Origin of the sequence: Desulfobacula sp. (assembly GCF_030145145.1) — a bacterium.
Taxonomy (GTDB): Bacteria; Desulfobacterota; Desulfobacteria; order Desulfobacterales; family Desulfobacteraceae; genus Desulfobacula.
Map to the genome: position 1 here is coordinate 17,497 of NZ_JAQYWD010000013.1, position 26,532 is coordinate 44,028.

Sequence of the window (26,532 nt, forward strand, 5' to 3'; positions counted from 1 at the left end):
GCAAGGGCCGCAAAATAATAACTTTTTTTTCAAAGCCGTTATTTGGAAGACTAAATTAAAAGGAGCAGTTTATGGGTTTTAAGCATGTTGCAATTGTGACGAACATTTGTCTGCTAATCTGTTTATTTGGTTCACCCCCTCTATTGGCAGGGATATCTATCTCTCCGGCATTCATAGAAGCTGATTTTAACACCAAAAGGCCTTCGGGACGGTTCATTATCAGAAATACAGGTACTGAAACAGAAAGATATCGAATTGTAGCCAGTCATTTTGTTTTTAATAATAATGGACAGTTAACCAAAAAAAAGCCGGATGAGAACTCTCTGGTTCCATGGATTAAGTTTAATCCCAAAGAATTTTCACTGCCCCCTAAAAGTAATCGTGCCGTTAGATATGTGATTGTTCCGAAGGGAAAGATCGAATCCAAGGAATATTGGGGATTTATGGAATTACAGTCCCTGAAAATGAATACTGTAAGTGCAAATGATAATGCCGGCAGAAAAATGAAACTAAAAATAATACCAGCAATTCTGGTTCCCATTTTTGCGACAAAAGGCGAGATATCCTACAGTGCAACCGTTGAAGAAACCCAGTTGGTAACCACTGAAAAAGGACTGGAAATTGATTCAATGGTAAAAAATACCGGCCAAGGACATCTTTTAATTAAAGGCATTTATGAAATGATCAACAGTTCTGGAGATGTGGTCGAAAAAGGGGGATTGGGTAAAGGGTATATACTTCCCGGCGGTCAAAGGCGGTTTAAAAGAACCATAAATCCTGAAATACCAAAGGGAGATTTCACATTAAATGTGGCCTATTCGGCGCCTAACCTGAAAGGAACGGTAACTGGCAAGGTTCAACACTCGCGGTAAAAGGATTGTCGTGAAGGGAGCATGTGAATATGCATATCCTGGTGACACGATCATTCAGTTGTTTTATTCTGCTGGCCTTTTTCTGCATTTATCCTGCCGAGGTTCAGTTACAGGAGGTGAGTACCATAGACAAGTCTTTCTCGCCGCCTGATCCCCAGGATTCTGTGAAATCCGGTATGCTGGCATCCGGACCAGACACGCCTTCAAATAGTTTCCACTGTGAGGTCGCAGCGTTTACCCTGAGGGGAAAGCAATCCCGACAAAATTTAACCATTCCAGATCTCGAAATTATGGTCACTGAGGATGAGAAGCGATACTTTCCCCTTTTCAGACTGCTCACGGCCCTGAATCTGGAAAAATCAGAAGAAGGGCCCTTTATTATATTTCAACCCGAAGGGTCTCCTCCCATCGTAATTGATCTTCAAAAAAAAACAATCGGTGAAAAGAACGCGGGTCAACCCGTCAATTTTATTGATGCCGTTTCCGACATCTCCCAGGAACGAGATATTTTTCTTCCCCCGGAAGTGATCTCACAGCTTTTTTTTATGGATCTTAAATGGAACGATATGGAATATGCCTTTAACGCCGCAACAGAAAAATCTCTAACGATCTGGAAACGAGAAGAGGGGACCTCCCTTTTGTCCATTAAAACCACAGAAATATTGGCCAAACTCCCGGAAGCCCACCCCCCGGCATCCCCCATGCCCAGCAAATTCAGCCTGGATTTTATGGAACTAAAAGCCCAAGCGCGATACAGGGTCATTGATCCGAATATTTCCGAGGAATTAAATATCAACAGCCTTGAACAGACCTTCTGGGGGTCTCTTATGGACGGCCGATACAAGGTTCGGATCAGAGAACCTTCTTTAAATTGGAATAGTGATGGAACTGAATTTAATGATGATCCCCCGATTATGCTGGATTGGGCGCAGTGGCGATATCGTTCAGAGGCCACTGAAATTGTAGCTGGCGATTCTGTATTTGGCCTGAATCATCTGGTTTTTCCAACTCTGAAGATGACTGGAATTCGTTTTAACGGCATTTGGGGCCTTGATGAAAAGACGCTCAGTGATCGATCCGGTTTTGGGAAAAGAAATATCTTTGTGCCCCCCCAGACATATTCAGGTTCTGCACCTGTGGGATCAACGGTGGAGTTGATTTTAAATGACCGGGTCATTGAAACAACGAAGGTATTGACCAGCCTTCCCACAAGACCCGGGACAGGCATGTATCGCTTCGAAGAGATCTCCCTAGCACCTGGTAGCCTTAACGACCTTATCATTCGCATCACGGAACCGAATGGTGAAATAACGGTGATAGAAAAATCCATTCTCGGCAGTTCCACGTTACTCCCCCAGGGAAATATGGCATTTTTATCCGGTCTGGGCACTAACCGGGATACAGTGGAGTGGGAATCCCGGGGTACTTACCTGGGTGGCCGGGTTCTCTACGGACTGAATGACCGGTTGACCCTGGGCTCTACCCTTGCATACCAGAAAAATTTTTTTAAACCTGCAACTTTATTCACCTCTAATTCCTATGAAAGACCATATCCGGATTCAAGCCTGCACACAGGCGCGCAGTTTTCGTGGCAGCCCCTGGCGCATTCAATCCTGTCCGGATATGCTTCCTGGGTTCAAGGAGAAGAAGGCTATGGTCAAGGTTCTTTCAGCGATTTTGCATACAGTCTGGAATATGAACTGTTTCCCTGGCAGACGGCTAACCTGAATATGCTGTATTTCTGGTATGGCCCGGATTTTTTCAATGGGTCTAACCGGAACTTGAGAGACAGAAAAGGATATGTCATCAACCCGGAATGGCGCATCCATCCCAAATGGCGGCTTGAGTCAGCCTTTGGGGAGGTTAAAAGCAATGTTAATGGGGATCAAACAGAAACCCTTTCCGCTAATTTCCAAAATATGACCCTCAGTTCATCTATCATCCCCCAGACCACTGTCATTTTTTCCTATGACAGGCTGGCACCGAAATGGGATGAGGCGACCAAGAATCTTGTGTCCATTGGGTTCAGGTCACGTCCCTTTTCAGGTTTTTCTTTCAGTGGTACCTATGCCACAGGGGATGACCTGAGCCTTGATGATAACCGGCAATTCTTCCAGGGATTAAGCCTGCCCGGGATTTCACTCCATGGCTCTCATTCGACATCTGCCGGTATTTCAAAGCGGTTGCCTGTGGGTGGCAGTGTTTCCCTTAATTATTCAAAAACAGACACCCGGGAGAAAGTGTTGCTGGGACATACAAATATTTTTGATTTTAAAATTCCCGTTGAGGTTCGTACAGAATTGGGATATCAATATGATACCGACTCGTATTCGTTTAGAAATTTCACTGAAATTCCCTTGAATGCATCTGGAAAATCCCGCCTGGGAATACGAACACAGCTGGATCAAGAGGAGTGGCGGGTTGAACTCTCCCTTACCTTTAACGAGATATTCAGTTTTTTAGGGAGATCTCCCCGCCGGATAACCGATCGAAGAAGAATTAATCCTGAAAATGGGATTGTTTTCGGCAGGGTGTATCTGGATCGAAATGCCAATGCCATTTTTGATGAGGGGGAGCAGGGGTTAGACGGCATACCGGTTTTCCTTAACAATCGCAGCCGTATTAAAACCAATGAAAAGGGACGATTTATATACTCGGTGAGCGGGAAATCAAAGGAACTTCAACTAAATCTCAAGCCGGATGATATTCCAGCCATTTATAGTTGCACCCATGGTCAGCAAAAAGTCCGTTGCCGGGAAGGGGAAATCACCGAGGTCAATTTCGGCCTGACACCGTTAAATATTGTCCAGGGATATGTGGGAAAAATAGGGAAAGAGAATGAACCAAACTATATCCCGGGTATCAAGGTAAAGATAACCTCTGCCAGTGGAAAAAACTTTAAAGCAGACTCTGTCACGGCAAGTGATGGCAGTTATTACCTGGAAGATATCAGGCCTGGAAAATATACCATTCAACTGGCCCCGGAAACCATACCCCCCGGGTTAAAATTTGAAGAAAGGATAAGAACCATCCAGATTGAGCCGTCCGAAGATCCCCAGGAAATTAAAGTGCCTGATTTTATGGCTTCCCTGGAATCTGAAGAATCACCCACGGCATTAATTCCTTTATCAAAGAAAGAAAAAGAGATCTCATCTTCCGATGAGAAAAAACCCAAAGACGTTATAAAACCGGATATCCCTGTTGTGATCGATGAAAAAAAGCTTGACCAGAAAAAAACCAAGCCCACCGCTGCCATAAAAATGGATCAAAACCGGTTGAGTGAACGGTCATCATCCACCAGTGGGGAAAAAGCGAAAAATAATGAACCGATCCATGGAAACAAAACCACCGTTACTAAGTCACAGGATCCATCACTTGTGATAGAGAAGAAAAAACACAGGGGCAATAAAACTGTGACTCTCCCTTTGGGGATCGACGAAAAAAAGGTTGAACAGGAGCAAGCTAAGCCCACCGCTGCCATCAAAACAATTCAGAAATGGTTGAGTGCATGGTCAGAATCCACCAATGAAAAAACAGCCAGAAACCATAGGACAACCCATGGGAAAAAAACCACCGTCAATCATTCTCTGGATAGGCTATGGGCAATAGAGGATCAAAAACCCAAGGACGATAAGGCACTGAATATTCCTCTGGTCATCAATGAAAAAAAGGTTGGCCAGAAGAAAGCCCGGCGGGCCGCTGCCATCGGAATGGTTCAAAAATGTCTGAGTACCTGGTCATCCAGAAAAATGGACGCATATACGGCGGTATATACACCGGCGCTTCATTCGGACGGGTTAGCGGAAGAGCAGTTATACCCCATAAAAAAAATCAGGTAACCCCACCCCTATTATTTTTCTTGACTTAAAAAAATATATATGGTCTATCTGAATCTCAAAAGGAGAAACAGATGAATTTTTGCACAACAAACAGATCCTACTTTTATTTTGGGTATTATTTTTATACTCGCCTGTCTGTTGCGCACTATCGTTAATATTTAACAAAAAAGCCGCAGGCAGCAAAAGCCTGCGGCTTTTTTGTTTTTAGGCTGTTGGCTTTTGGATGACACCTGCAAAGGAAAAAGCAATGAAACAGACCTATGATGTAAATGTAAAAAATTTCAAACCCCTTATTTCACCTGATGCCATCAAAGAAGAACTTCCGATATCAGATGAGGTGGCAAAAACCGTCCTTAACGGACGTCATGACGTTGAAAACATTTTACAGAAAAAAGATGACCGGCTTCTTGTGATTGCCGGTCCCTGCTCAATCCATGACATAGATGCCGCCCTTGAGTATGCCCAGAGAATGAATCGGTTACGGGAAGAGGTGAAAGAAAAAATTAATCTGATGATGCGGGTATATTTTGAAAAACCCAGGACAACCGTGGGATGGAAAGGGTTGATCAATGATCCCTTTCTTGATGCGTCTTACGACATGGACGAAGGCTTAAAAAAAGCCAGATCCCTGTTGATCGAAATCAACCAGATGGGGCTTCCCACCACAACGGAAATTCTTGATCCCATCACGCCCCAGTATATTGCCGGCCTTCTCTCCTGGGTGGCCATTGGTGCAAGGACAACCGAATCCCAAACCCATCGTGAAATGGCCTCCGGCCTTTCCATGCCGGTGGGATTTAAAAACAGCACGGACGGAAGCCTGGATGCCGCCATCAATGCCATGGTGGCGGCGCGATCCCCCCAGCATTTTCTTGGTGTAGACCCCCAGGGGTACACGGCCATCGTCAGCACCACGGGAAACCCCTTCGGCCATATTGTTCTTCGAGGCGGGTCCCACCCCAATTATGATCCGATTTCCGTTGGCAAGGCCCGGGAAAAACTGAGATCAAAAAAACTGCTGGATGCCGTTATGATAGACTGTTCCCATGATAATTCAGGACAACAATTCAAAGAGCAGTCCTTTGTATTTAAAAGCGCTCTGGATCAACGAATTGGCGGCAATACCAGCATCATCGGGTTGATGCTGGAAAGTAATCTCTTTGAAGGCAACCAAAAATGCAACGGCGATGTCAAAACCCTCACCTACGGGATTTCCATAACAGATGAATGCATCTCCTGGGAAACCACAGAACAACTGATCCATTGCGCCTACGACAGGTTATCACAATGAAACTATCTGCCTATGAAAAAAGAGTAAAAAGAAGAATTATTGGCAGGGATCATTCGTTTTTTGCTGTCTGCCCTCCCGGATTAAAAAGACTCTGTAAAGATGAACTGATGGGGCTGGGGTTCTCTAAAGACACCCTGGACATCATCCCGGGAGGTATCGCGTTTAACACCCGACTGACCACCGGTATGCAGTTAAATCTCAATTTGAGAAGCCCTTCAAAACTATTGATGCGGATCAGCCGCTTTAAAGCAGATTCTTTTGAAAAACTGGAAAAAAAAACGGCTGCCATTGACTGGGTCCTCTATCTGCCACAAAATTGCACCCTCAAATTTAATGTCACCGCCAGAAAATCACGGTTATACCATTCCGATGCCATTGCCCAGCGGTGTGAAAAAATCATTACCGCTCAATTGGGATCAGGCAATGGGGTTGTGTCTCCTTCCGGGAACAAATCAACCCAGACGATTCATATCCGGGCGGATCATGATGAGTTTACCATTTCCCTGGACAGCACCGGAGATCTGTTATTCAAGCGCGGCATCAAACAAAATGTAGGTAAGGCACCGTTGAGAGAAAATCTGGCCTTTGCCATGCTGTACTGGGCTGGGTTTTCAACCGAAGATATCTTGATGGATCCCATGTGCGGATCCGGTACCTTCTCCCTTGAAGCGGCCATGATGAAAGCCAACGTACCCCCCGGCTTTTTCCGATCGTTTGCCTTTGAACACTGGCCGGGCTTCAGCCGAAAGGCCTATGATCATATGAAAAAACAGGCCCGAAAAAACATTGTCCATTTTTCAAACAAGCAGATTTTTGCCTCGGATATCGATGACATGGCCATAACCGCTCTGGAGCAGAATATCGCCCATGAAATATTCAAGCCGATCATTGATGTCACTAAACAAGACTTTTTTTCCATTACCCCTTGCTTGATATCTTCCCCCCAACAGGGGGTGGTGATGTTAAATCCGCCTTACGGGAAAAGACTGGGAGAAAAAATCGATGCCCGGTCTATTTATCGTGAAATTGGAAAAAAACTGGCGGCTGATTTTAAGGGATGGCGCGCAGGGATCGTTCTTCCCTCCCGGGAGTGCCAGTCCTATCTTGGGCTGAAGCTTGAGCTGAAACCCATATTTCACGGTGGCCTCGAAATTTTTGCCGGTATCGGTATCATTTGAAGACAACTGCGTATTGATTATTCCGATACGGATGACATATCAAATCGATATTATCATTTTGACAACCCCTGCTTTATTTCTATATTTTCATTTATCATAAGAACTTAAATAACAATTAGGATGGCATGGAAATAGAACATATTCTGGAAAAAGGATCGGGCAGGTTAAACGAAGACGCGGTTATCATTGAAGACAGTATTTATGGTGTCTTCGACGGGGCCTCCAGCCTTGATAATAAGGTGTTTGATGGCTGTAAAACCGGCGGGATGATGGCGTCTGCCACTGCAGGACAGATCTTTTCAAAAAATCACTTTCCTTTGATGCAATTGGGCAGGCAGGCAAATACGGCCATATTATCCAAAATGATGACCCATCAAGTAAATTTAAGTCAGCGACATACGCTATGGAGCACCAGTGCAGCAGTTGTCAGGGTAGGCAGCAACACCCTTGAATGGCTCCAGACCGGTGATGCCTTTATCATCCTTATATATACCGACGATTCCTACAAAGTCCTGGTAGATAAGGAAGATCATGATTATGAAACCCTCTTAATGCTCAAAAAAAATTACTCCCACAAGGACCCGGCATTTAAACAACAGGTCAAAAAAATCAGATCAAACATGAACAAAACCTATGGGGTCCTCAATGGTGAACCCGGTGCTCTGGATTTTGTCAACAGCGGTTTTCTGCCCCTGGAGGATGTCAAGACCATTCTTTTGTTTACCGATGGGTTACAACTTCCCTCCACCATCCCTGAAAAAAAGAAAAATTTCAAACAGTTCATGACACTTTACCAGAAACTGGGTCTGACCGGACTTAAAAACCATGTACGACAACTTGAGTCCCAGGACCCGGATATCAGACTATATCCCCGATTCAAATGCCATGACGATATTGCCGCCATTGCCATACATCCATGAAACAGGCGGTCTTGATGGCTTTCTGATGGCTTACCGGCATACCCGGGTATACACCGTTTCAATCCTTAAAAAAATTTTTTCCCAGGTAAATTGAGACGTTACTGAGTCAACAAACACCCTATCCGGTTCCGCTGTCGTTAAAATGTCTTCAATCCCTTGCTTCACGGTTCTGGCCAGAAGGCTTTCAAGGTTGACCATGTCTTTTGCATGGGGAGTATCAATGGTTTTCAGCTTTGGCAAATCGATCATTTTTATCATAAAGGCATGATCTGTCCCAAAAATTTCCTTTGCACCCGGCAATGCAGTTGTAATAATTCGACATCCACAAGCCAGGGCCTCCATTAACACAAGGGGCAGTCCCTCATAAAACGAGGGCAGTATAAATATATGGGCGCTTCGCATCAGCGCCCCCAACCCGGCATGGCTTAAAGGCCCATGATAAACCACTTTTGATCCCAGCCGCCTGGCAAGCGCAAGACACCTTTCTTTTTCCCTGCCGGTGCTGCTGCCGGCCATATGAAGCCTGAAGGGCAGATCTCCAATCTGTTCCAGGCTTTTCAAAAGCCAGGGAACCCCCTTTGCTGAACTGAGTTTACCGGCATACACCAGTTCCACAACACCATGAAATGCTTTGGGGTCATAAAAAAAACAAGACGGATTGTATCCGCCACTGATCACATGAATTTTTAACGGATCGACCCCCAGGGTTTCCACAATGGTCTGTCGTTGATCACCACTCAATGCAATGATCTGATCAATCTTTTGCAGGTCTTTTTTGATCTGCCTGCCTATATCCGGGCACAGGTAATGCTGCCGAAGACAGGTCCCGTGACAGGTCGTTACCATGGGGATCCCCGGGGCAATGGTTCTTGCCAGGGCAGACACCACCCACAAATGATGGGTATGCAGCAATTCCGGCTGAAACCTGTCCATTGCCTGCCTGATTTTTTCCTCAAAGACCCTCTGATAGGCGACATGATCTGCCTGACCCAGTGTTGAAAAAACACTGCTGGGGTAGGGCATGACATCGCTCATGCCCGGGATGGGATAGTCAAGGTCTTTCCCGTCGAACCGGACAAAAAGGCAATGATCCGGGTCAATGACAGACCCGGGCATCTCAAATTCAGCCTGAACACCGGCCACCAGATAATTTTCATGGCCCTTTATTGCGCTCTGCCGGATCAGTTCCAGGATAAATTTTCCACTCCCGGTAAAATCCGGAGACTGGCTGATGATATGCAGGATTTTCATGGAGAAAAAGGTATCACAAGATTGATTTAAATGAAATAATAAGCATAATGAAGATCTAACACCAAAAAGTAAGGGGACAGGCATGCAAAAAAGTTTCACCTATGGAGTCGTTTTTTTCATGGTTACACTGTTTGTTGGGACCCAGGCCATGGCAGCAGGGGATATTGACAATCGGCTATATGCCGCCCTTTTAAAGAAACATGTCATAAACAAAACAGTGAACTATGACGGCTTCAAAAAGGATGAAGCTCAGCTGGACGCGTATCTGGCCATATTGAGCCACACAGATGTCAAACCGCTTTCAAGAAACAGCCGGTTTGCATTTTACATCAACGCCTATAATGCATTCACCATAAAACTGGTTTTAACAAAGTATCCGGGCATTAATTCCATTAAAGAAATCGGCAGTTTTTTTTCCAATCCCTGGAACATTAAATTCATTTCTCTGCAGGGAAAAACCGTATCCCTTGATTATATCGAGCATGATATCCTCCGGCCAGTCTTCAAAGATCCCCGGATGCATTTTGCCATCAACTGTGCGTCTAAAAGCTGTCCCCGACTCCGGGAGGAACCCTATGAAGGCGACATCCTGGAAGATCAGCTAACCGACCAGGCCAGCGGCTTTATCAATGACAAGCGGCATACATTTATCAAGGGCGACACCTTATATATCAGTAAAATTTTCAAATGGTTTGAAGCGGATTTTTCCGACAATCCGCTTTTGTTTATTAAAACCTATGCCTCCGACGAGTTGAAACAAAGACTCACCCCCCCCGGAAAACCCCTGAAAATTAATTATCTGAACTATGACTGGACACTCAACCGATAAGGGATTCCATCACCCCCTGCCCTATCCATATCCTGACCCGGCCCCCCCGGCAAGGTGCTTGCCAACCACCCGAATGGCAACCGTACCCTGAACCGGACAGATATGTTCACAGATACCGCATCCAATACAAAGTGCCACCACCACATAGGGTTGTTTCAATATAACGGGGTTTCCAAGCCCATCCCGGGTTTTGAGTACATTAAACTTAATGGCTTTATCATGGGTTGGACAATGTTCTTCACATACAATGCACGAGTGGTTACGCGCATACTTTATTGTCCGCGAACGGCCATGACAGGTGATGCTGCCGCAACAAAACATTTTATATAAAAATACGACAGCAGAGCCCCCGACGGGCGATCGGATCGACCCGTTCGGACCCAAAGGCGATCAGCCCATTTGCCCTGCCGGGCGTTAAGAAGCGCAGGCTGTTTGAGGACACACCTGCCCGAAGTTCCTGCGCTTTAGACCGGTAGGGCAAATGGGCCGCCGACGGTCCGGGGCCGATCCGATCGCCCGTCGGGGCGGCATAATACCATTTTCGTTATTCGTTGTGTCGGCAGGCCGACATGTGGGTTTATATGATTTTCAAATCTGACTTAATGTTATCCAAACCGATTCTATCCACCATCCGGCCCATGCGTTCCCGTTTTGAATGTTCCTTGTAGTATGCCATCACCCTGGCCACCATCTCCTGGGCCGCTTCAAACCCAAGACCTTCCATCAGTATATCCGCCAGCCTTGGTTTTGCCGAGCCATTGCCGCCAATCATCATTGTCCATCCTTCCTGGGTACCATACAGAGAAATATCCTTAATACAATTTTCAGCACATTGTATTTTACATCCGCTGACACCGATTTTCATTTTACTGGGAAGCACCATTCCATGGTAAGTTTCATCCAATGCCATGCCCATTTTGATGCTGTCCTGTTTTGCCAGCCGGCAATAGGTTGTTCCGGGACAGACCTTGATACTTCTGACACAAAGCCCTGTGGCGTGACCGGCATCCATTCCCAGATCCGCCCAGATGCCATCCACCTGCTCTTCTGTGATGCCCACAAGGGCAATTCTTGCCGCACTGGTAATCTTAACCGCCGATACCGAGTATTTTCGGGCCACATCCGCCAGTTTCTGGAGTTGATCCGGCGTTATTATTCCGCAGGGAACATGCGGGGCAATGGCATATGTTGCATTGTCCTTGCCTCTTTGACGAATCACCCCTTTTTCACCATCCTTGAGCATAACCAATTCCTTTTCTGTTTCTTAATTTATCATGTACGGGCTCAACACCCATATTTTTTTTTGGATTATATCATACTCTTGATGGACGGGGTCAGGCTTTTTTTATGATGGTATGGCTCAAACGGTCATGACAGACCGGCAAAAGACCAATAACAAACGCCTGACCCCGTCCATTAAAGCTAACATCCAAACGTTGCGTTGAATAAAATCAGCAATTCTAATTTTGGCATTTTCTTGAACGGGTCAGGCTTGTTTTATTGTGCTTTTTATCAAAAATCGGTTCTTGAAGAGGCCAAAAGCGCAATAAAGCAAGCCTGACCCTGGCCTGATGTTTCATATTTAGAATTGCTGGAATAAAATCCGGGAAGTTGCAAATTCATACCAACATAGTGTATAAATAAAGGATTCAACTTTTTTATATGGGGTCAGGCTTTCTTTATGGCACTTTTTACCCGTCTGGTTATGCAATAGTGATAAAAAGTACAATAAAAAAAGCCTGACCCCGTCGATTAAAGCTAACGTCCGAAAGTTGAGTAAAAGATTCAATGAAACAGGAGAAGGGCGGATGGACAGCCAGACCTTACAAAAAAAGCATCAACGACAAGCACAAATGCTGGTTGATAAAGTCAAAAAAAAATTCAGGCATTTTCACAAACGGTATAGAAAACAAAATATTTATATCTTCAGGCTGTATGACTGGGATATACCGGAAATCAACGCGGTCGTGGACTGGTATGCCGGTCACCTTGTTGTGGGTGAATACAGCCGGAAACAATCCTTTCCCGGCTGGCTTTCCCTCATGGGCAGATCGGTGGCACGGGCGTTGGACGTCCCTGGTGAAAACCTGCACCTCAAAATCAGGCGGGCCGGTAAAAATGAAGGGAAAAGATACGAACGGATCGATCATACAAACCAGAAAATTGCCATGGGCGAAAGGGATTTCAAATTCTACATCAATCCAAATGATTATGTGGATACAGGCGTGTTCTCCGATCACCGGAACACCAGACAGATGGTGCGTGAAAGGGCATTTGACTCCCGTTTTTTAAACCTTTATTGCTATACCGGCTCATTTACCTGCTATGCCGCAAAAGGGGGTGCCAGACAGACGGTATCCGTGGATCGATCCGTAACCGCCATTAACTGGGCACAGGCGAACCTTGAACTGAACGGCCTGTCAGATGCAAAACACATCCTGATCCAGGAAGACACCCTTGATTTTCTTACCACTGCCAAGCCCATGCACCAGGACTTTGATCTGGCCGTTGTCGATCCGCCTTCCTATTCAACGACGAGAAGAACAAATGGCTATTTTGATATTGCCAAGGATCACCCTCAATTGCTCAATGCTGTATTCAATCTCATGAAAACCGGTGCTAGTGTTTTTTTTTCCACGAATCATCAAGACTTTGCGTTAAAAACAAAAGACTTGACCGTAACGAATATCCAGGAAATTACGTCAAAAACCATCCCCGAAGATTATCAGAACAAGCGAAGGCAAATTCATAGATGCTGGGAAATACAGGTATGATATTCGATCCCTTTGAAAACCGGACCTGCAGGGACATTAGAAATAATCTGGGCCATGATTTTGTCAAGGCAATTCAGACAAAAGACCCTGGACCGTTTAAAAAGAATATTGCATCATATCCCTCACGGCAACCCAATGGCCCTGTAGCCACGTATATCCGTCACCGAACGGATTGTTTTGAAACGATTTTTGATCAAATCATTTCCCATGGAAACCAACCGGATGGGGATATCATAATTTCAATTCTGTTATGGAATCTTGAATTGTTTTTTGAATTTCATGAATGGCTGGAAACAGAGTGGCTGAGCGCTCATGGGGCCTGGAAAAACGCATTGCAGGCGCTGATTCTTTCCGCCATCGTCTATGAACTGCTGACATATGGCAGACGGCTTCCTGCAGAAAAAGTTGCCGCAAAGGCCCTGTTGCTTTTCAAACAGCACAAGGGCATTATTCCTGATCTTTTTGATACAAATCTATTGATCTTAAAATTAACCGAACTTGACCCTGTTCCGCCTAAATTCAATATAAAACAACACTATTTTTAAGGAGGAAGATATGGCCTTATTTCTTGTCCAGCACGGACTCAGCCTTTCAAAGGACCTAGACCCGGAAAAGGGACTTTCCAAAGCCGGTGAGGAAGTCACGCAGCGCATTGCCGATGTGGCAAAGGCCTATGCCATAAATGTGACAAAAATAGTTCATTCGAATAAAAAAAGAGCGGTCCAGACCGCCGCTATTTTCCAGGATACTTTGCAGCCAACTACCTCTCTGGAAAAGATGTCAGGGATTCAGCCCCTGGACCCTGTAATCCCCTTTGGAGATAGGATTGACCCAACGGCCAATCTTATGGTGGTGGGGCACCTGCCCTTTATGGAAAAACTGGTTTCGTATCTGACAGCAGGTATTCAGGATATCCGGGTCTACAAATTCCAGAATTCCGGGATTGTCTGCCTGGACCGGGAAGACAATGACTGGTATATCAAATGGACTTTGAACCCGACTATTTCCTAGTGGAGGCTCCCATGTATCTGCCAAACAGGAAAGGATGGCTTGCCGTTTTATTTATTGTTTTCACCCTGGCTGTTCCTTTTGCCATTATCTTTTATGTGTCCACGGAATCTTATAAAGACCGTCACCATGCCTGGCGTAAAAATTCTGAAACCGCACGCCTGCCCATCCGTTCAAAAATAACGGCAGACCAGGTATTGCTTGTGAAAAATGAAAAAATCATTATCCACCGTACCGGCCTTGTTTTCAAAGGATTAACAAACCAGCAGATACAGATTGATCTTTACCTGCTCGATTTGGACCCTGAGGTCCCCTATTCCCTGAATTTCTCTAGAAAGTCACTGGTTGAGGGTATCCGGCTCGGCCATGGCATGTATCGCCTCCTTTCCGTAAAAGACACCCTGTTGAAACTCAAAATCCAAGGCGTTTATCCCACCCATTAAAAGCGGTCCATTGATTTAGGGACTCGGAAATAAATATTTACGCCATCTGGCTTGGCTTTCAGCGCGTCTTCTGCGTTGCATCAACGGGCACCTATTTTAAAAAAAACACCCCCTGGTTCAAATAAACATGGCTTTTGTGTTCTTTTCTATTTAAACTCTTGAACATCAGTTGGACGGACACATTTTCCGGAGATAATTATGATAAAGCTAGTGATGGTTGGAATGGGAGGGTTTGCCGGATCCATCTGCCGGTACATGATCAGTGATGTATCCCAAAGGCTGTTCAATGATCCTTTTTTCCCTTACGGTACCTTGACCGTTAATGTGGTCGGATGTCTGTTGATTGGCTTATTGGGTGGATTATCTGAATCAAGACACCTCTTCACCCCTGAAATCCGTGCCCTGGTGCTCATGGGATTTCTAGGCGGATTTACCACTTTTTCAACCTTTGGATATGAGATATTTACGTTTGCCCGGGACGGGCAGTTTGTGTCAGCACTGACAAACCTTCTGCTCCATCTAATCCTTGGTTTTGGTTCTGTCTGGCTTGGGTTTTCCATGTCTAAAGTATTATAAAGGAGGGTATGGGTATGGTTCTTCCGGAAAAAGGGCATTTGCTCAGGATCTTTATCGGAGAAAGTGATAAACGAAACGGCATCCCGCTTTACGAATGGATTGTAAAAAAAGCAAGGGAACAGGGATTGGCCGGGGCAACAGTGACCCGGGGCATCTTAGGGTTTGGTGCACATTCAAGGATTCATACCACAAAAATCCTGAGGCTTTCAGAAGATATGCCCATGATCATAGAAATTGTCGATACCCTGGAAAAAATTGATAATTTCTTACCGCTCATTGATCATACCATTAAAGAGGGCCTGGCCATTATAGAGGAAATCCACATTCGGTTCTACCGGACACGTTAGGCGATTTTTATAGCAATTTTCATTATGACGACAACCAAACCGGGTCAGGCAGCTATTGCGTTTTATAATGAATTGCTGCGGTTTTTGATAACGGATTGATTTGATGGGCTGTCAATGCTATAACCGCTTACCAGAAGACTGAACGTTACAAGGACACCAAGATGACGGATTCAAAGAGGAAAGTACACCATTTTTCAGCCCGGGTGTATTACGAAGACACTGACCATTCAGGGGTTGTATACCATGCAAATTATTTAAAATTCTTTGAACGGGCCAGGGAAGATATCATTGGGATCACTGTCCTTGCCGACATGTGGCATCAGCATGAAATCGGTTTTGCCGTTTACAACGTCACCATCAAATACCATGACGGGGCAGTTTTCGGAGATCTCCTGGACATCAGAACCACCGTGAAAAAAGAAGGCAGCTACAGGATTGTTTTTTTCCATGAAGCCTGGCGGCCGAATGGATCAAAGCCGGCTGTCACCTGTACCCTGGAACTTGTCTGCCTGGGACCGAACAAAAAATTAATACCCATTCCGGATTTAGCGTTCTTGATGGGTGTGGAAACGTAATCCTTTTGCATTTGTCAGGGGACTCCTGACGTCCTTATCCCTCTTTAACTGCCATGTCGCTGACAGTAAAAATCACTTAAATTCCCCATCGATTCTATCTATATGAATATCGCAATCTATTAAAATACTCTTTTTTTATTGACAACCACATCCTTGCATTATACTCATAATTACTATCTGGCACAATAAAATTAGGCATATTTTGTACAAGGATTGACACGGATTCAAAAACAACAGGTGAGATATAACAAAAAATCAGGTGAAAATGGTTCATTAATTTTTAACAGTATCAAGGAGGTGTCCGTGAAAGACAAACTGATGGTATTGGATGAGCAGCAAAAGCAAACAGGGGTTTCCAGAAGGGCTTTTTTGAAAACCATTACAGGAACAGCGGCTGGAATCGGTATTTCCCAAGTGTTCAATCCAGTGCTTATTTCAGCAATGGAAAAGGCCCTTGAAACCCATCCGGTTCTCTGGATTCAAGGGCAAAGCTGTACGGGCTGCTCCGTTTCTCTGTTGAACAGTGTTGACCCTTCGATTGCCGATATCCTTCTCAAAGTGATCAGTCTTCAATTTCATCCCACGATAATGGCTGCTGAAGGTGGGGTCGCCATGGAAAATCTATTTAAGATTGCCGAAGCCTACAACGGAAAATTCTCTCTGGTCGTTGAGGGAGCCATTCCTGTAGCTGCAGATGGTAAATTCTGTATTGTTGGCGAATTTAATCATCAAGAAATGACCATGGTGGACCTTGTCAAAGACCTGGGTAAAAAAGCCGGTTCGGTTCTTGCGGTGGGTGCCTGCGCCGCATATGGCGGCATTCCGGCTGCGGAAGGCAATGTCACCGGCGCCACCGGCGTTATGGATTTTTTTAAACTGTATGGCATTCAAACTCCGGTTGTGAACATCCCCGGTTGTCCGCCGCATCCGGACTGGATTGTGGGATCCATTGCCCATCTGTTAACCAAAGGTCTGCCGGAACTGGATGATGATGGACGTCCGGTCATTTTCTATGGCAATAACATCCATGACAATTGCCCCCATGTTGAGGAATACGATGCCGGGGAAATGGCCATGACACTCTCCGATGCAAAAGGCTGCCGTATGGATCTGGGATGTAAAGGTCCGGATACCTATGCGGACTGTTACAAACGCAAATGGAACAGCGGCATGAACTGGTGTGTGGACAATGCCGTGTGTATCGGGTGTGTTGAGCCCGGCTTTCCAGATGCCTCATCCCCCTTCTATGAACCCGCATAGCAAAATATCCAAAACTTTTTAAACCTGAGGAGGTTTTATTATGGCAGGCTGTAAACCACAAGCTGCTCCGGTGGGAGCCGGAAAAAAAATTAAGATTGCCATTGATCCGTTAACCCGGATTGAGGGTCACCTTAAAGCTGAAGTTGAAGTGAAAGACGGTGTTGTTGTTGATGCCAGAATATTTGGCGGTATGTTCCGGGGTTTTGAACAGATATTGATCGGCAGGGACCCCAGGGATGCGATCCAGATTACCCAGCGGATCTGCGGCGTCTGCCCGACGGCCCATGCCACGGCATCTGCCCTGGCACTGGATGATGCGTTCAATGTGACACTCACTGAAAACGGCAGAATTGCAAGGAACCTGATTTTAGGGGCCAATTTTTTGCAATCCCATATTCTTCATTTCTATCATCTGGCTGCATTGGATTATGTGAATGGTCCTGATGTTGCCCCGTTCGTCCCAAGATATGCAAAAAACGATGTCCGTGTTTCCAAAGACATTAACGACATTGCCGTGGGCCAATACCTTGAAGCCCTTGAAATCAGAAAAATTCTCCACGAGATGGTCGCCCTTTTGGGGGGAAAAATGCCCCATGTTCAGGGGATTGTTGTGGGAGGAACCACAGAAATTCCCACCCGGGAAGCGTTAAATGCCTATGCGGATCGTTTCAAGATTGTTAAAAAATTTATCATGGAAAAATATCTCCCCATCGTTTACCTGCTGGCAGGCCCCTACGGGGATCTTTTGAAAACCGGCGGCGGATATCACAATTGTGTTGCCTGGGGGGTATTCCCAATGGATAGCGCGGGCAACACACTTCATAAAAGAGGGGTTTTTACCGAAGGTAAGGACTATCCGGTTAATACAGCTCTCATTAAAGAATATGTAAAATATTCTTATTTTGATGATGCCACAACGGGCTTAACCCCCTCCCAGGGAAAAACCGTTCCTGCCCCCGACAAAGAAAGGGCTTACAGCTTTATCAAGGCTCCCAGATACAATAACAAACCCCATGAAGCCGGACCCCTTGCAAGAATGTGGGTCACCAATCCGGAGCTGTCCAAGATCGGCCAGGAAAAACTGGGGGTCAAAAACATGCGGGATATCGGAGACGCGGCATTCTCTATTCTCGGCAGACATGTTGCCCGGGCGGAAGAAACGGCCATGGTGGCGGGTGCTGTTGAACAATGGCTGGCAGAAGCCGTGCCCGGCAAAGAGACCTATGTTTCTGCACCCATCCCGGATTCATCCGAAGGACTTGGGCTCACTGAAGCCCCCCGGGGTGCATTGCTTCACTACATTAACATTAAAGATAAAAAAATTGCCAATTACCAGGTCACTTCGGCCACCATCTGGAATGCCAACCCCATGGATGACATGGGCCAGAGAGGCCCCATGGAGCAGGCCCTGATTGGGGTTCCGGTTCCTGACACTGAAAACCCGGTGAACGTGGGACGGCTGGTCCGCTCCTTTGACCCCTGACTGGGATGTGCCGTCCACGTGCTGGACGCAGACACCGGCAGAAAAATCAAAGTAGAAATTCCATTATAATTTAGATGGATTTTACCTGAACAAAACTTAAGGGGATGATGTTTTTCATCCCCTTTTTTTTTACTCGAAAATCTTTGATGAACAGGGTAAGTAATGATAACAATTGACAAAATGGAACGTCTATCCAAAATGAAAAAACTGTTAGTACTGGGGGTAGGCAATATCCTCATGACGGACGAAGGAGCCGGAGTGCATGCGGTTCATGAGTTCTGGAAAGAAAAAGACACATATGATGACACCCTGGTTGATTTTATAGACGGCGGAACCTTTACCCAGGACATCTTCTACCTGTTTGAAACCTACGAACACGTCCTGGTGTTGGATATTGTCAGGGCCGGGCATGAAGCCGGCACCCTTTACAGCCTTGACGAAGATGATCTGGTAAAAAATGAAAAACAGATGTTATCCCTTCATGATATCGATCTGCTGGACTCTCTGGACATGGCCCAGATGAGAGGACACCGGCCCAAGCTGAAGGTGGTGGGGATTGAACCGGACAAAATTGACTGGGGAACCCAAATGACCCCGGCACTTGTCAAGGCGTTTCCATCCTTCATGCAAGTGGCAAGAAAACAGATTGAAACCCTTTTAAACGAATAATTACGACTGACTGCCTGATCGAGAACGCCGTGTTTGGATGGCTCGCAGAGGATTTATTCAAACACCACTTAACAAATTCTGGGCAACTGGTCTCCCGTCAGCATGTCAATGATTCTCACGCCGCCAATGGCGGTATGAAGGAAGACGCTGCCAGGGTCTTCCCGGGTGACGTCGCCAATGATCATGGCCTCTTTTCCAAACTCATCCTGCTGGATGATCTCCAACGCTTTTTGGGCATCCCTTTCCGGGACAAAGGCGATCAATTTACCTTCATTGGCAATATAGAGCGGATCAAACCCCAGCAACTCGCAGGTTCCCCGGACCGCTCCCCTGATGGGCAAAGAGAGTTCATCTATTTTCATTCCCACCCGGGATTGAGCCGCAATCTCATTTAACGTTGTCCCCAGGCCCCCCCTTGTGGGATCCCGCAGCACATGGACATCACAGTCAGACTGGACCAGGGACTGAACCATTTTATTTAACGGGGCTGAATCGGTTTGGATATTTGAATCAAACTGCAGTCCTTCCCGGGAACTTAAGACAGCAATCCCATGATCCGCAATGGTACCGCTGACAATAATTTTATCTCCGGGTACGGCATTGCAGCCGGACACATCCGTGTGAGGGGGGATCACGCCGATCCCGGACGTATTGATAAAAATCTTATCGGCTTTTCCCTGGGGAACCACCTTGGTATCGCCGGTGACAATCCTGACCCCGGCCTTTTGGGCCGCCCTTGCCATGGACTCAAGAATTGTCTTTAACGTCTTTACCGGCAGCCCTTCTTCAATAATCAGGCCCACACTGATAAACCTGGGGATGGCGCCGCACATGGCAATATCATTGATGGTACCGTTCACGGCCAGATCTCCGATATTTCCGCCGGGAAAGAAAATCGGGTCCACCACATACGAGTCAGTGGAAAAAGCAAGTTTGGTGCCGTCAATATCCAGGGTTGCACCGTCATCCTGCTTTGATAATTCAGGATTTTCAAACAAGGGCAGGATCATATCGGAAAACAACGCGTGGGAAACCTTTCCCCCGGACCCATGGTCGAGTAATATTTTTTCTTCAGTCATTTTTTTTTCCTGTTCCCCTAACTATATCGGTAAAATGCCGCACAAGACCCTTCACTGGAAACCATGCAGGGGCCCACGGGTGTCATGGGGGTGCATTTTGTCTTATAAAGGGCACAGTCGTAAGGTGTTTTCAACCCCATGAGAATTTCCCCACAGGCACATCCTTTTGGTTCAGGCACATCGGGCATGTCCATTCCAAATTTTATGGCGGCATCAAATTTTTTAAACGCTTGTTTCAGCTGCATGCCACTGGAAGGAATTTGGCCGATCCCCCTCCAGGTAGCATCACAGATCTCAAACACCTGGTTCATGATCTGTTTTGCCTTTTCATTACCGGCATCCGAAACTGCCCGGGCATAGGCATTTTCAAGGGCAGGGGCGCCTGCCTCATTCTGCTGGATCAACCGAAGGATGGCCGTTAAAATATCAACAGGCTCAAATCCTGCAATCACGGACGGAATATCATATTTCTCAAAGGTATCCTGATACGCACGGGTTCCGGTAATCACAGAAACATGACCCGGAAGGATAAACCCGTCAATGGAGACACCCTCTGTTTCCATCAATGCAGCCAGGGCCGGGGGGGTGAGTTTATGGGCCGAATAAATGGAAAAGTTATCCAGTTTTTCCTTGATTCCCATAAGAATGCCGGCCGCAATGGTGGGGATGGTGGTTTCAAATCCCACGGCACAAAATACCACCTCTTTGGCTTTATTCTCCCGGGCAATGGCAAGGGCATCAGATATCGAATAAACGATCCTCACATCAGCGCCTGACGCTTTCTCCCGGGCCAGGGTCGACCGGGATCCCGGCACGCGCATGAGATCCCCAAAGGTGGTCACAATCACATTCTTCACCCTTGCAAACGCGACAAAGGCGTCCATATCTCGTTGCGCAGTCACACACACCGGGCATCCCGGACCGGACAGCAGCGTAATCCCTTCGGGTAACACGCTCCGGATGCCATGCCTGAAAATGGACGTGGTATGGGTACCACACACTTCCATCAATCTTAGATTTTTTTTGCTGACCAAATGAATTTTTTTAACAAGACCCCTTGCCAGCAAGGCATCCCTGTATTCTTCAATATATTTTAAACTCATCTATTCTTTTCCTTCCCTGGCAGCTGCAATCACTGCTTGCCCCAGACAAATCCCCCCATCCCCAAAGGGAACCTTTGTATGGGTATATACGGTCAAATTGTTTTCTTCAAGGGCCCTGATCATGAGGTTCAAAATGATATCGTTATTAAACACACCACCTGAAAGGACTATTTTTCTAATCCCGGTCTGCTGGCTCACCGTTACCGCTGCCATCCGGAATGCCTGGACAAGGGTATGATGAAACGTTGAGCTGATGGTACCGGCAGATCTGTTCTGTCTTAATTCCCCTATCATCTGCCGGATACCGGGCATTAAATTAATTTCAAAGGAATCGTCCGGGTCATTATGGAGACTTGCTGCCAGTTCGAATGCATAGCCCTCCCCTGTGGAATTTTCATCTGCCAGGGCTTCCAGTTCCATTGCCGCCTGGCTTTCATGGGAAATTTTATGCCGGATACATAAAAGAGAGGCCACCGCATCAAACAGCCGTCCTGCACTGGATGTCAACGGGGAGTTTACGTTTTTTTCCATCATTTTGCCGACAAAAGACAATTTTTCTCTCCCCATCTCCCGGACATAGGGGAGATCCAGGGTTAAAAAATCATTTCCCATGGCCTGGTAAAGAACCGATGCCGCCATACGCCAGGGCTCCAGAACGGCAGCATCGCCACCGGGCATTTTAAGATAAGACAGGTGGGCTTTCCGCTTGAAGCCTTTTTGCGTGCATAACAGGATTTCCCCGCCCCAGATGTGGCCGTCTGTCCCATACCCGGTGCCATCCAGGGTGATGGCAATCACCGCTTCATCCAGATTATTTTCCGCCATACAGGCGGCAGCATGGGCATGGTGATGCTGAATCGCCACTTTTTTTACGGTCTTCTGGGCCAGGGCATATGCGGTACTGTAATATCCCGGGTGCATATCATGGGCAATGATCGCCGGCTGGATATCGAACATCTGTTGTAAATGATCAATACTGTCTTGATATACCTCATAACTCTTTACATTCTCCAGATCCCCGATATGGGGACTTAAAAATGCATGATGATTCCGGGTCAGACAAATCGTATTTTTGAGCCCGGCGCCACATCCCAGAATTTTCGGTAATTTCTGTTTTAAAACAATGGGCAGGGGGGCATACCCCCTTGAACGGCGGATAAATCTTGTCCGGCCGGCCTGGACCCGGACAATGGAATCATCTGCCCGAAAACAAATCTCCCGGTTGTGTAATAGAACATAATCCGCCATGGAAGAAACCGCGTCCAGTGCATCCTCATTCTCAATGGAAAGCGGTTCTCCTGAACGGTTACCGGAAGTCATCACCAGAACGCAAGGTCCTTTTTCCAGCAGCAAATAATGCAGGGGCGTATAGGGCAGCATGATCCCGAGGCAAGGGTTAAAGGGCGCCACTTCCGATGCCAGTCCCGGGATATGCCCCTCCTTGACCTGCTTTTTGGTCAACAGGACAATGGGTCGGGAAACAGATTCCAACAATTCCTTTTCCCGGCCACTGACATGAACGTGGTCAAACAAAACCGAAGCAGATTCTGCCATCAGGGCAAAGGGCTTATGCGGGCGGCCTTTTCTTTGCCTCAGGCGCTGAACCGCTGACTGGTTTGCGGCATCGCAGGCCAGATGAAATCCGCCAAGCCCCTTTACGGCAACAATCCTGCCCCGGCTTAAATACTGGGCAGCCAAGGTGATGGCTGTTTTTGAACCTGATACAATCCGGTTACCCCCCGGGTCTGTCAACGACACCTGGGGACCGCATTCCGGGCAGGCATTGGGCTGGGCATGAAACCGTCTGTTCAGCGGGTCATCATATTCCTGTTGACAAGCCGCACACATCTTAAAGTGTCGCATGGACGTCTGGGGCCGGTCATAGGGAATATCTTCAATAATCGTATACCGGGGACCGCAATTGGTACAATTGATAAATGGGTATTGGTACCGCCGGTCCCGGGGATCTTTCATTTCAGACAGGCAGTCCCGGCAAAGGGTTACATCGGGAGAAATTAAAGTACGCCGTTGCTTGGACGTCTGGCTCTTCACAATTTGAAAACAAGAAAATTTCCGGGATGGTGCATCATTGGTGCTAATATGGGTCACTGACGCCAGCAACGGGCTCTTATGATATACCTCATTGGAAAATTGCTCAATTTGTTCAGGCAATCCTTCCAAGAGGACACACACGCCAAGGGATGTATTGGACACCTCACCGGTGAGGTGGTATTTTTTTGCCAGACCGAATAAAAAAGGTCTAAACCCTACGCCTTGAACCACACCACTGATGTCCAGCCGTTTTACAACCCGCGACCCCTTCATGAACCGTTACACGTCATCATTCAAACCATGGGTCTGTTGAGGATCGGCAGCCAGTATCCGGCGCATATCTTCCAGGGTCTGAAGGGCAGCCACTTCATCCACCTTGTTGATGGCAAATCCTGCATGGACAATGACATACTCCCCGATCTTCACATCATCCAGAAGCAGGATACTGGTTTCCCGGACCACACCGTCCACATCCACCCGGGCAACCGTGCTATTGATCTCAATAATTTTAGACGGTACAGCTAAGCACATAGTGTTTACCCCTATTTAAAGTTGAGGGATGAATATACCACAAAATGACCATTGAACAAACCTTATTTTAAACTTGTCTTCTGTATTGAATGTGATATATTACATCCAATGTAGTATTCATGGATATGATATTCCCGGGTTTATCCGGGAACGCATTTTAAATGACAACAAACCGAAAAAAGGCTTAAACCATGCCCCTCCCTGTAAAAAACAATCAAATACATCGTCCTTCCATGCGGGATGAGGTATACAACAAACTGCTGACCTGGATCATGGAAGGGGTTCTCCGTCCCGGGGAAAAATTATTGGACAAGGAACTCGCCGAACATATGGGTGTGAGCCGAACCCCGGTCCGGGAAGCCCTGCGACGACTTGAAGACAAAGACCTGGTTGAATCCTCGGCAAACCGTTGGACACGGGTATCTGAAATTTCCTCCCGGGAACCGGAGATGATTTATCCGATCATATGGACCTTGGACGGACTGGCAGCCGCCCTGGCCCTAAAAACCCTGGTTGCCAAAGATTTTGAAAAAATGGAACAGGCCAACGCAGTGCTTAAATCCGCCCTTGAAAACAATGATCCCGTGGCCGCATCCAAAGCAGATGCCGCTTTCCACGATGTATATATCGAACGATCACAAAATAACCATCTCATTAAAATCCTTCAGGACCTGAAGGTCCGATACCGCCGATTTGAGGTGTTCTACTTTGAGGGAACCGCCCATGCCAAAAACTCCCTTGAAGACCATAAGACCATCATCGCCACTTTAAAAGCAGGAAATTCAGACCTGGCCATCAAAACCATCCACTCAAACTGGCAAAACAGCCTTGAGCGACTCAAAGCCGGGACACGCAAACAAAAATAACCCGTCATGCTATTTAATTGTCAAAAAATTGAAAAACACTGTAACAACTTAAGGAAATCCCATGATTGATTTAACCATCACCCCTGAAATTCTGGAAAAAAACATTGCCTTTTGCCGGGAAAAAAAAATTATCCTGCCTACCTTTGCCATGATGAAAAATCCGGAAACCATACCAACAGCCATGAAAGATCAACTCAAAACCATTGGTTTATGGGATCTTCACTCGGCCAACCTCTTCAGGATAACCTGGCATAATGAACAAAAAGATTCAGGCGGCCTCTTTGGGGGGGCAAATCACTTTATCCTTCCCCCGGAACTCACCGGGTGCCGTGCCAATATCATCATGCTGTCAGGACGCTGGTTTCCCACAGGCGCTCACAAAGTCGGTGCGACGTATGGTTGTCTGGCCCCCGGCCTTGTCACCGGGCAGTTTGACCCCCAGCGAACAAAGGCCGTATGGCCTTCCACCGGCAATTACTGCAGGGGCGGAGCCTATATTTCAGCCCTTCTGGCATGCAATGCCATTGCCATTCTCCCTGAAGAAATGTCCCAGGAGCGGTTTGAGTGGCTCAGTAAAATCGCCGGCCAGGTCATTGCAACGCCGGGATGCGAGTCCAATGTCAAAGAAATTTTTGACAAATGCTGGGAATTGAGGAACTCTGGAGAAGACCTTCAAATTTTCAATCAATTTGATGAAATGGGCAATCCATTGTGGCATTACACCGTCACCGGCAATGCCATTGAGGAAATCTTATCCGTTTATCTCAAGGACAACAAGCGCCTTGCCGGTTATATTTCCTCTTCCGGATCAGGCGGCACACTGGCTGCCGGATACTACCTGAAAAAGCAATTCCCCCATACAAAAATAGCCGTGGCAGAGGCGCTCCAGTGCCCGACACTTCTCCAGAATGGTTTCGGCGGCCACCGCATTGAGGGCATCGGAGACAAACATGTCCCCTGGGTCCACGACTGCAAACAAACGGATTTTGTCATCGCTGTGGATGATGAAGTCCCCATGCGGCTGTTACGTCTCTTTAACGAGGGCATTGGAAGACAGGCTCTCATAGCAACGGGTGTGGAGGCTGATCTGGTCAATAAGCTGGACCTGCTCGGGATCTCAGGCATCGGCAACATGGTGGCTGCCATCAAATTTGCCAAATACAATGAACTGACCGAAGACGATTATGTGGTGAGCATTGCAACGGATTCCATGCAGCTCTACGGTTCAAGGCTCACTGAATTAACCCAAGAACGGGGGACTTACTCTCAAACAGATATCCAGCGGGATCTCCAGCTATTGGAATCCGTTGGCATGGATCACATGAAAGAGCTGACCTATTATGACAAAAAAACAATCCACAACCTCAAGTACTATACCTGGATCGAGCAGCAGGGCAAAGATGTCAACGAGCTCAACGACCAGTGGTATGACCACGACACCTACTGGACCAGCACCTTTGACCAGGTAGAACAAATTGACCAGCTGATCACCCAGTTCAATGACCGGGTGGGGCTTCTAAAAGATTAGCCGGCTGTTGGCGTTTATTCTTGGGGTCAGGCTTTCTTTATGGCACTTTTTACCCGTC

25 protein-coding genes are annotated in these 26,532 nt (G+C 46.7%); 18 read left to right on the forward strand and 7 right to left on the reverse strand.

Going from position 1 to position 26,532, the window contains the following annotated elements; translation table 11 throughout:
• Positions 1 to 71: 71 nt before the first annotated feature.
• The 5 genes from Q1Q15_RS08950 to Q1Q15_RS08970 all read left to right on the forward strand — a co-directional run bounded on the left by Q1Q15_RS08950 (position 72) and on the right by Q1Q15_RS08970 (position 8,100).
• Positions 72 to 872: a hypothetical protein gene (locus tag Q1Q15_RS08950; RefSeq protein ID WP_300458656.1), complete on the forward strand. Its 801-nt coding sequence runs from the start codon at positions 72 to 74 to the stop codon at positions 870 to 872.
• Between the two features lie 23 nt (positions 873 to 895).
• Positions 896 to 4,711 (forward strand): hypothetical protein, encoded by a 3,816-nt coding sequence (locus Q1Q15_RS08955; protein ID WP_300458659.1) that lies wholly within the window; start codon positions 896 to 898, stop codon positions 4,709 to 4,711.
• Positions 4,712 to 4,958: 247 nt separating this feature from the next.
• Complete coding sequence (locus Q1Q15_RS08960; RefSeq protein WP_300458661.1) at positions 4,959 to 6,002, forward strand: 3-deoxy-7-phosphoheptulonate synthase; 1,044 nt, start codon at positions 4,959 to 4,961, stop codon at positions 6,000 to 6,002.
• A complete protein-coding gene (locus Q1Q15_RS08965) occupies positions 5,999 to 7,180 on the forward strand; it encodes an RNA methyltransferase (protein WP_300458662.1) in 1,182 nt (393 codons plus the stop codon). The genes Q1Q15_RS08960 and Q1Q15_RS08965 overlap by 4 nt, the downstream gene beginning before the upstream one ends.
• Positions 7,181 to 7,305: 125 nt before the next feature.
• Positions 7,306 to 8,100, forward strand: coding sequence for a protein phosphatase 2C domain-containing protein (locus Q1Q15_RS08970; RefSeq protein ID WP_300458664.1), 795 nt, complete (start codon positions 7,306 to 7,308; stop codon positions 8,098 to 8,100).
• A 30-nt stretch (positions 8,101 to 8,130) separates the two neighbouring features.
• On the opposite strand, the gene Q1Q15_RS08975 is transcribed toward Q1Q15_RS08970, so the two are convergent.
• Entirely contained in the window at positions 8,131 to 9,351 is a 1,221-nt protein-coding gene (locus Q1Q15_RS08975) for a glycosyltransferase family 4 protein (RefSeq protein ID WP_300458666.1), read from the reverse strand.
• An 82-nt stretch (positions 9,352 to 9,433) separates the two neighbouring features.
• On the opposite strand from Q1Q15_RS08975, the gene Q1Q15_RS08980 reads away from it, so the two are divergent.
• The gene (locus Q1Q15_RS08980) at positions 9,434 to 10,180 is read left to right on the forward strand and encodes a DUF547 domain-containing protein (protein WP_300458669.1); all 747 of its coding nucleotides are present in this window, start codon (positions 9,434 to 9,436) and stop codon (positions 10,178 to 10,180) included.
• 21 nt (positions 10,181 to 10,201) lie between these two features.
• Here Q1Q15_RS08980 and Q1Q15_RS08985 read toward each other — a convergent pair whose 3' ends face one another.
• Both Q1Q15_RS08985 and Q1Q15_RS08990 read right to left on the reverse strand, forming a co-directional pair.
• Complete coding sequence (locus Q1Q15_RS08985) at positions 10,202 to 10,339, reverse strand: 4Fe-4S binding protein (protein WP_300458671.1); 138 nt, start codon at positions 10,337 to 10,339, stop codon at positions 10,202 to 10,204.
• Between the two features lie 418 nt (positions 10,340 to 10,757).
• On the reverse strand, positions 10,758 to 11,423 hold the full coding sequence (locus Q1Q15_RS08990) for an NAD(P)/FAD-dependent oxidoreductase (protein ID WP_300458673.1): 666 nt from the start codon (positions 11,421 to 11,423) through the stop codon (positions 10,758 to 10,760).
• Between the two features lie 565 nt (positions 11,424 to 11,988).
• Between Q1Q15_RS08990 and Q1Q15_RS08995 the strand changes: the two genes are divergently transcribed.
• The 10 genes from Q1Q15_RS08995 (at position 11,989) to hysD (ending at position 19,315) form a co-directional block, all read left to right on the forward strand.
• Positions 11,989 to 12,954: a class I SAM-dependent methyltransferase gene (locus Q1Q15_RS08995; protein ID WP_300458676.1), complete on the forward strand. Its 966-nt coding sequence runs from the start codon at positions 11,989 to 11,991 to the stop codon at positions 12,952 to 12,954.
• The gene (locus Q1Q15_RS09000) at positions 12,933 to 13,499 is read left to right on the forward strand and encodes a DUF309 domain-containing protein (RefSeq protein WP_300458678.1); all 567 of its coding nucleotides are present in this window, start codon (positions 12,933 to 12,935) and stop codon (positions 13,497 to 13,499) included. The genes Q1Q15_RS08995 and Q1Q15_RS09000 overlap by 22 nt, the downstream gene beginning before the upstream one ends.
• 10 nt (positions 13,500 to 13,509) lie before the next feature.
• Positions 13,510 to 13,965, forward strand: coding sequence for a phosphohistidine phosphatase SixA (gene sixA / locus Q1Q15_RS09005; protein WP_300458681.1), 456 nt, complete (start codon positions 13,510 to 13,512; stop codon positions 13,963 to 13,965).
• Positions 13,966 to 13,976: 11 nt separating this feature from the next.
• Entirely contained in the window at positions 13,977 to 14,405 is a 429-nt protein-coding gene (locus Q1Q15_RS09010) for a hypothetical protein (protein WP_300458683.1), read from the forward strand.
• A gap of 198 nt (positions 14,406 to 14,603) precedes the next feature.
• Positions 14,604 to 14,981 carry a fluoride efflux transporter CrcB gene (gene crcB / locus Q1Q15_RS09015; protein ID WP_300458685.1) on the forward strand — a complete coding sequence of 126 codons (378 nt, stop codon included), beginning with the start codon at positions 14,604 to 14,606 and terminating at the stop codon, positions 14,979 to 14,981.
• A gap of 8 nt (positions 14,982 to 14,989) precedes the next feature.
• Positions 14,990 to 15,328, forward strand: coding sequence for a DUF190 domain-containing protein (locus Q1Q15_RS09020; protein ID WP_300458688.1), 339 nt, complete (start codon positions 14,990 to 14,992; stop codon positions 15,326 to 15,328).
• A gap of 161 nt (positions 15,329 to 15,489) precedes the next feature.
• Positions 15,490 to 15,903, forward strand: coding sequence for a YbgC/FadM family acyl-CoA thioesterase (locus Q1Q15_RS09025; protein WP_300458691.1), 414 nt, complete (start codon positions 15,490 to 15,492; stop codon positions 15,901 to 15,903).
• A gap of 303 nt (positions 15,904 to 16,206) precedes the next feature.
• Positions 16,207 to 17,163, forward strand: coding sequence for a NiFeSe hydrogenase small subunit (gene hysB, locus Q1Q15_RS09030; RefSeq protein WP_300458692.1), 957 nt, complete (start codon positions 16,207 to 16,209; stop codon positions 17,161 to 17,163).
• 40 nt (positions 17,164 to 17,203) lie between these two features.
• The gene (gene hysA / locus Q1Q15_RS09035; protein ID WP_300458694.1) at positions 17,204 to 18,715 is read left to right on the forward strand and encodes a NiFeSe hydrogenase large subunit HysA; all 1,512 of its coding nucleotides are present in this window, start codon (positions 17,204 to 17,206) and stop codon (positions 18,713 to 18,715) included.
• 93 nt (positions 18,716 to 18,808) lie between these two features.
• A complete protein-coding gene (gene hysD / locus Q1Q15_RS09040) occupies positions 18,809 to 19,315 on the forward strand; it encodes a NiFeSe hydrogenase maturation protease (RefSeq protein ID WP_300458696.1) in 507 nt (168 codons plus the stop codon).
• Positions 19,316 to 19,383: 68 nt separating this feature from the next.
• Here hysD and hypE read toward each other — a convergent pair whose 3' ends face one another.
• From hypE to Q1Q15_RS09060, 4 genes are read right to left on the reverse strand one after another with little or no spacing between them, the layout of a single operon-like run.
• Complete coding sequence (gene hypE / locus Q1Q15_RS09045; RefSeq protein WP_300458698.1) at positions 19,384 to 20,394, reverse strand: hydrogenase expression/formation protein HypE; 1,011 nt, start codon at positions 20,392 to 20,394, stop codon at positions 19,384 to 19,386.
• Between the two features lie 17 nt (positions 20,395 to 20,411).
• A complete protein-coding gene (gene hypD, locus Q1Q15_RS09050) occupies positions 20,412 to 21,497 on the reverse strand; it encodes a hydrogenase formation protein HypD (protein ID WP_300458700.1) in 1,086 nt (361 codons plus the stop codon).
• Positions 21,498 to 23,822 carry a carbamoyltransferase HypF gene (hypF, locus tag Q1Q15_RS09055; RefSeq protein WP_300458703.1) on the reverse strand — a complete coding sequence of 775 codons (2,325 nt, stop codon included), beginning with the start codon at positions 23,820 to 23,822 and terminating at the stop codon, positions 21,498 to 21,500.
• A gap of 6 nt (positions 23,823 to 23,828) precedes the next feature.
• Entirely contained in the window at positions 23,829 to 24,080 is a 252-nt protein-coding gene (locus tag Q1Q15_RS09060; RefSeq protein ID WP_300458705.1) for a HypC/HybG/HupF family hydrogenase formation chaperone, read from the reverse strand.
• 191 nt (positions 24,081 to 24,271) lie between these two features.
• On the opposite strand from Q1Q15_RS09060, the gene Q1Q15_RS09065 reads away from it, so the two are divergent.
• Positions 24,272 to 24,946, forward strand: a complete 675-nt coding sequence (locus Q1Q15_RS09065) for a GntR family transcriptional regulator (protein WP_300458708.1) — start codon at positions 24,272 to 24,274, stop codon at positions 24,944 to 24,946.
• A gap of 61 nt (positions 24,947 to 25,007) precedes the next feature.
• Complete coding sequence (locus Q1Q15_RS09070) at positions 25,008 to 26,474, forward strand: pyridoxal-phosphate dependent enzyme (RefSeq protein ID WP_300458711.1); 1,467 nt, start codon at positions 25,008 to 25,010, stop codon at positions 26,472 to 26,474.
• Positions 26,475 to 26,532 lie beyond the last annotated feature (58 nt).

Coding starts and splice junctions, on each gene's coding strand:
- Q1Q15_RS08970 (WP_300458664.1), top strand. CDS start 7,306: ATGGAAATAGAACATATTCTGGAAAAAGGATCGGGCAGGTTAAACGAA.
- sixA (WP_300458681.1), top strand. CDS start 13,510: ATGGCCTTATTTCTTGTCCAGCACGGACTCAGCCTTTCAAAGGACCTA.
- Q1Q15_RS09065 (WP_300458708.1), top strand. CDS start 24,272: ATGCCCCTCCCTGTAAAAAACAATCAAATACATCGTCCTTCCATGCGG.
- Q1Q15_RS08990 (WP_300458673.1), bottom strand. CDS start 11,423: ATGCTCAAGGATGGTGAAAAAGGGGTGATTCGTCAAAGAGGCAAGGAC.
- Q1Q15_RS08965 (WP_300458662.1), top strand. CDS start 5,999: ATGAAACTATCTGCCTATGAAAAAAGAGTAAAAAGAAGAATTATTGGC.
- Q1Q15_RS08980 (WP_300458669.1), top strand. CDS start 9,434: ATGCAAAAAAGTTTCACCTATGGAGTCGTTTTTTTCATGGTTACACTG.
- Q1Q15_RS09020 (WP_300458688.1), top strand. CDS start 14,990: ATGGGTATGGTTCTTCCGGAAAAAGGGCATTTGCTCAGGATCTTTATC.
- hypD (WP_300458700.1), bottom strand. CDS start 21,497: ATGAGTTTAAAATATATTGAAGAATACAGGGATGCCTTGCTGGCAAGG.
- hysD (WP_300458696.1), top strand. CDS start 18,809: ATGATAACAATTGACAAAATGGAACGTCTATCCAAAATGAAAAAACTG.
- crcB (WP_300458685.1), top strand. CDS start 14,604: ATGATAAAGCTAGTGATGGTTGGAATGGGAGGGTTTGCCGGATCCATC.
- Q1Q15_RS08950 (WP_300458656.1), top strand. CDS start 72: ATGGGTTTTAAGCATGTTGCAATTGTGACGAACATTTGTCTGCTAATC.
- Q1Q15_RS08975 (WP_300458666.1), bottom strand. CDS start 9,351: ATGAAAATCCTGCATATCATCAGCCAGTCTCCGGATTTTACCGGGAGT.
- Q1Q15_RS09070 (WP_300458711.1), top strand. CDS start 25,008: ATGATTGATTTAACCATCACCCCTGAAATTCTGGAAAAAAACATTGCC.
- Q1Q15_RS09025 (WP_300458691.1), top strand. CDS start 15,490: ATGACGGATTCAAAGAGGAAAGTACACCATTTTTCAGCCCGGGTGTAT.
- Q1Q15_RS08960 (WP_300458661.1), top strand. CDS start 4,959: ATGAAACAGACCTATGATGTAAATGTAAAAAATTTCAAACCCCTTATT.
- Q1Q15_RS09010 (WP_300458683.1), top strand. CDS start 13,977: ATGTATCTGCCAAACAGGAAAGGATGGCTTGCCGTTTTATTTATTGTT.
- Q1Q15_RS09000 (WP_300458678.1), top strand. CDS start 12,933: ATGCTGGGAAATACAGGTATGATATTCGATCCCTTTGAAAACCGGACC.
- Q1Q15_RS08995 (WP_300458676.1), top strand. CDS start 11,989: ATGGACAGCCAGACCTTACAAAAAAAGCATCAACGACAAGCACAAATG.
- Q1Q15_RS09060 (WP_300458705.1), bottom strand. CDS start 24,080: ATGTGCTTAGCTGTACCGTCTAAAATTATTGAGATCAATAGCACGGTT.
- hypE (WP_300458698.1), bottom strand. CDS start 20,394: ATGACTGAAGAAAAAATATTACTCGACCATGGGTCCGGGGGAAAGGTT.
- hypF (WP_300458703.1), bottom strand. CDS start 23,822: ATGAAGGGGTCGCGGGTTGTAAAACGGCTGGACATCAGTGGTGTGGTT.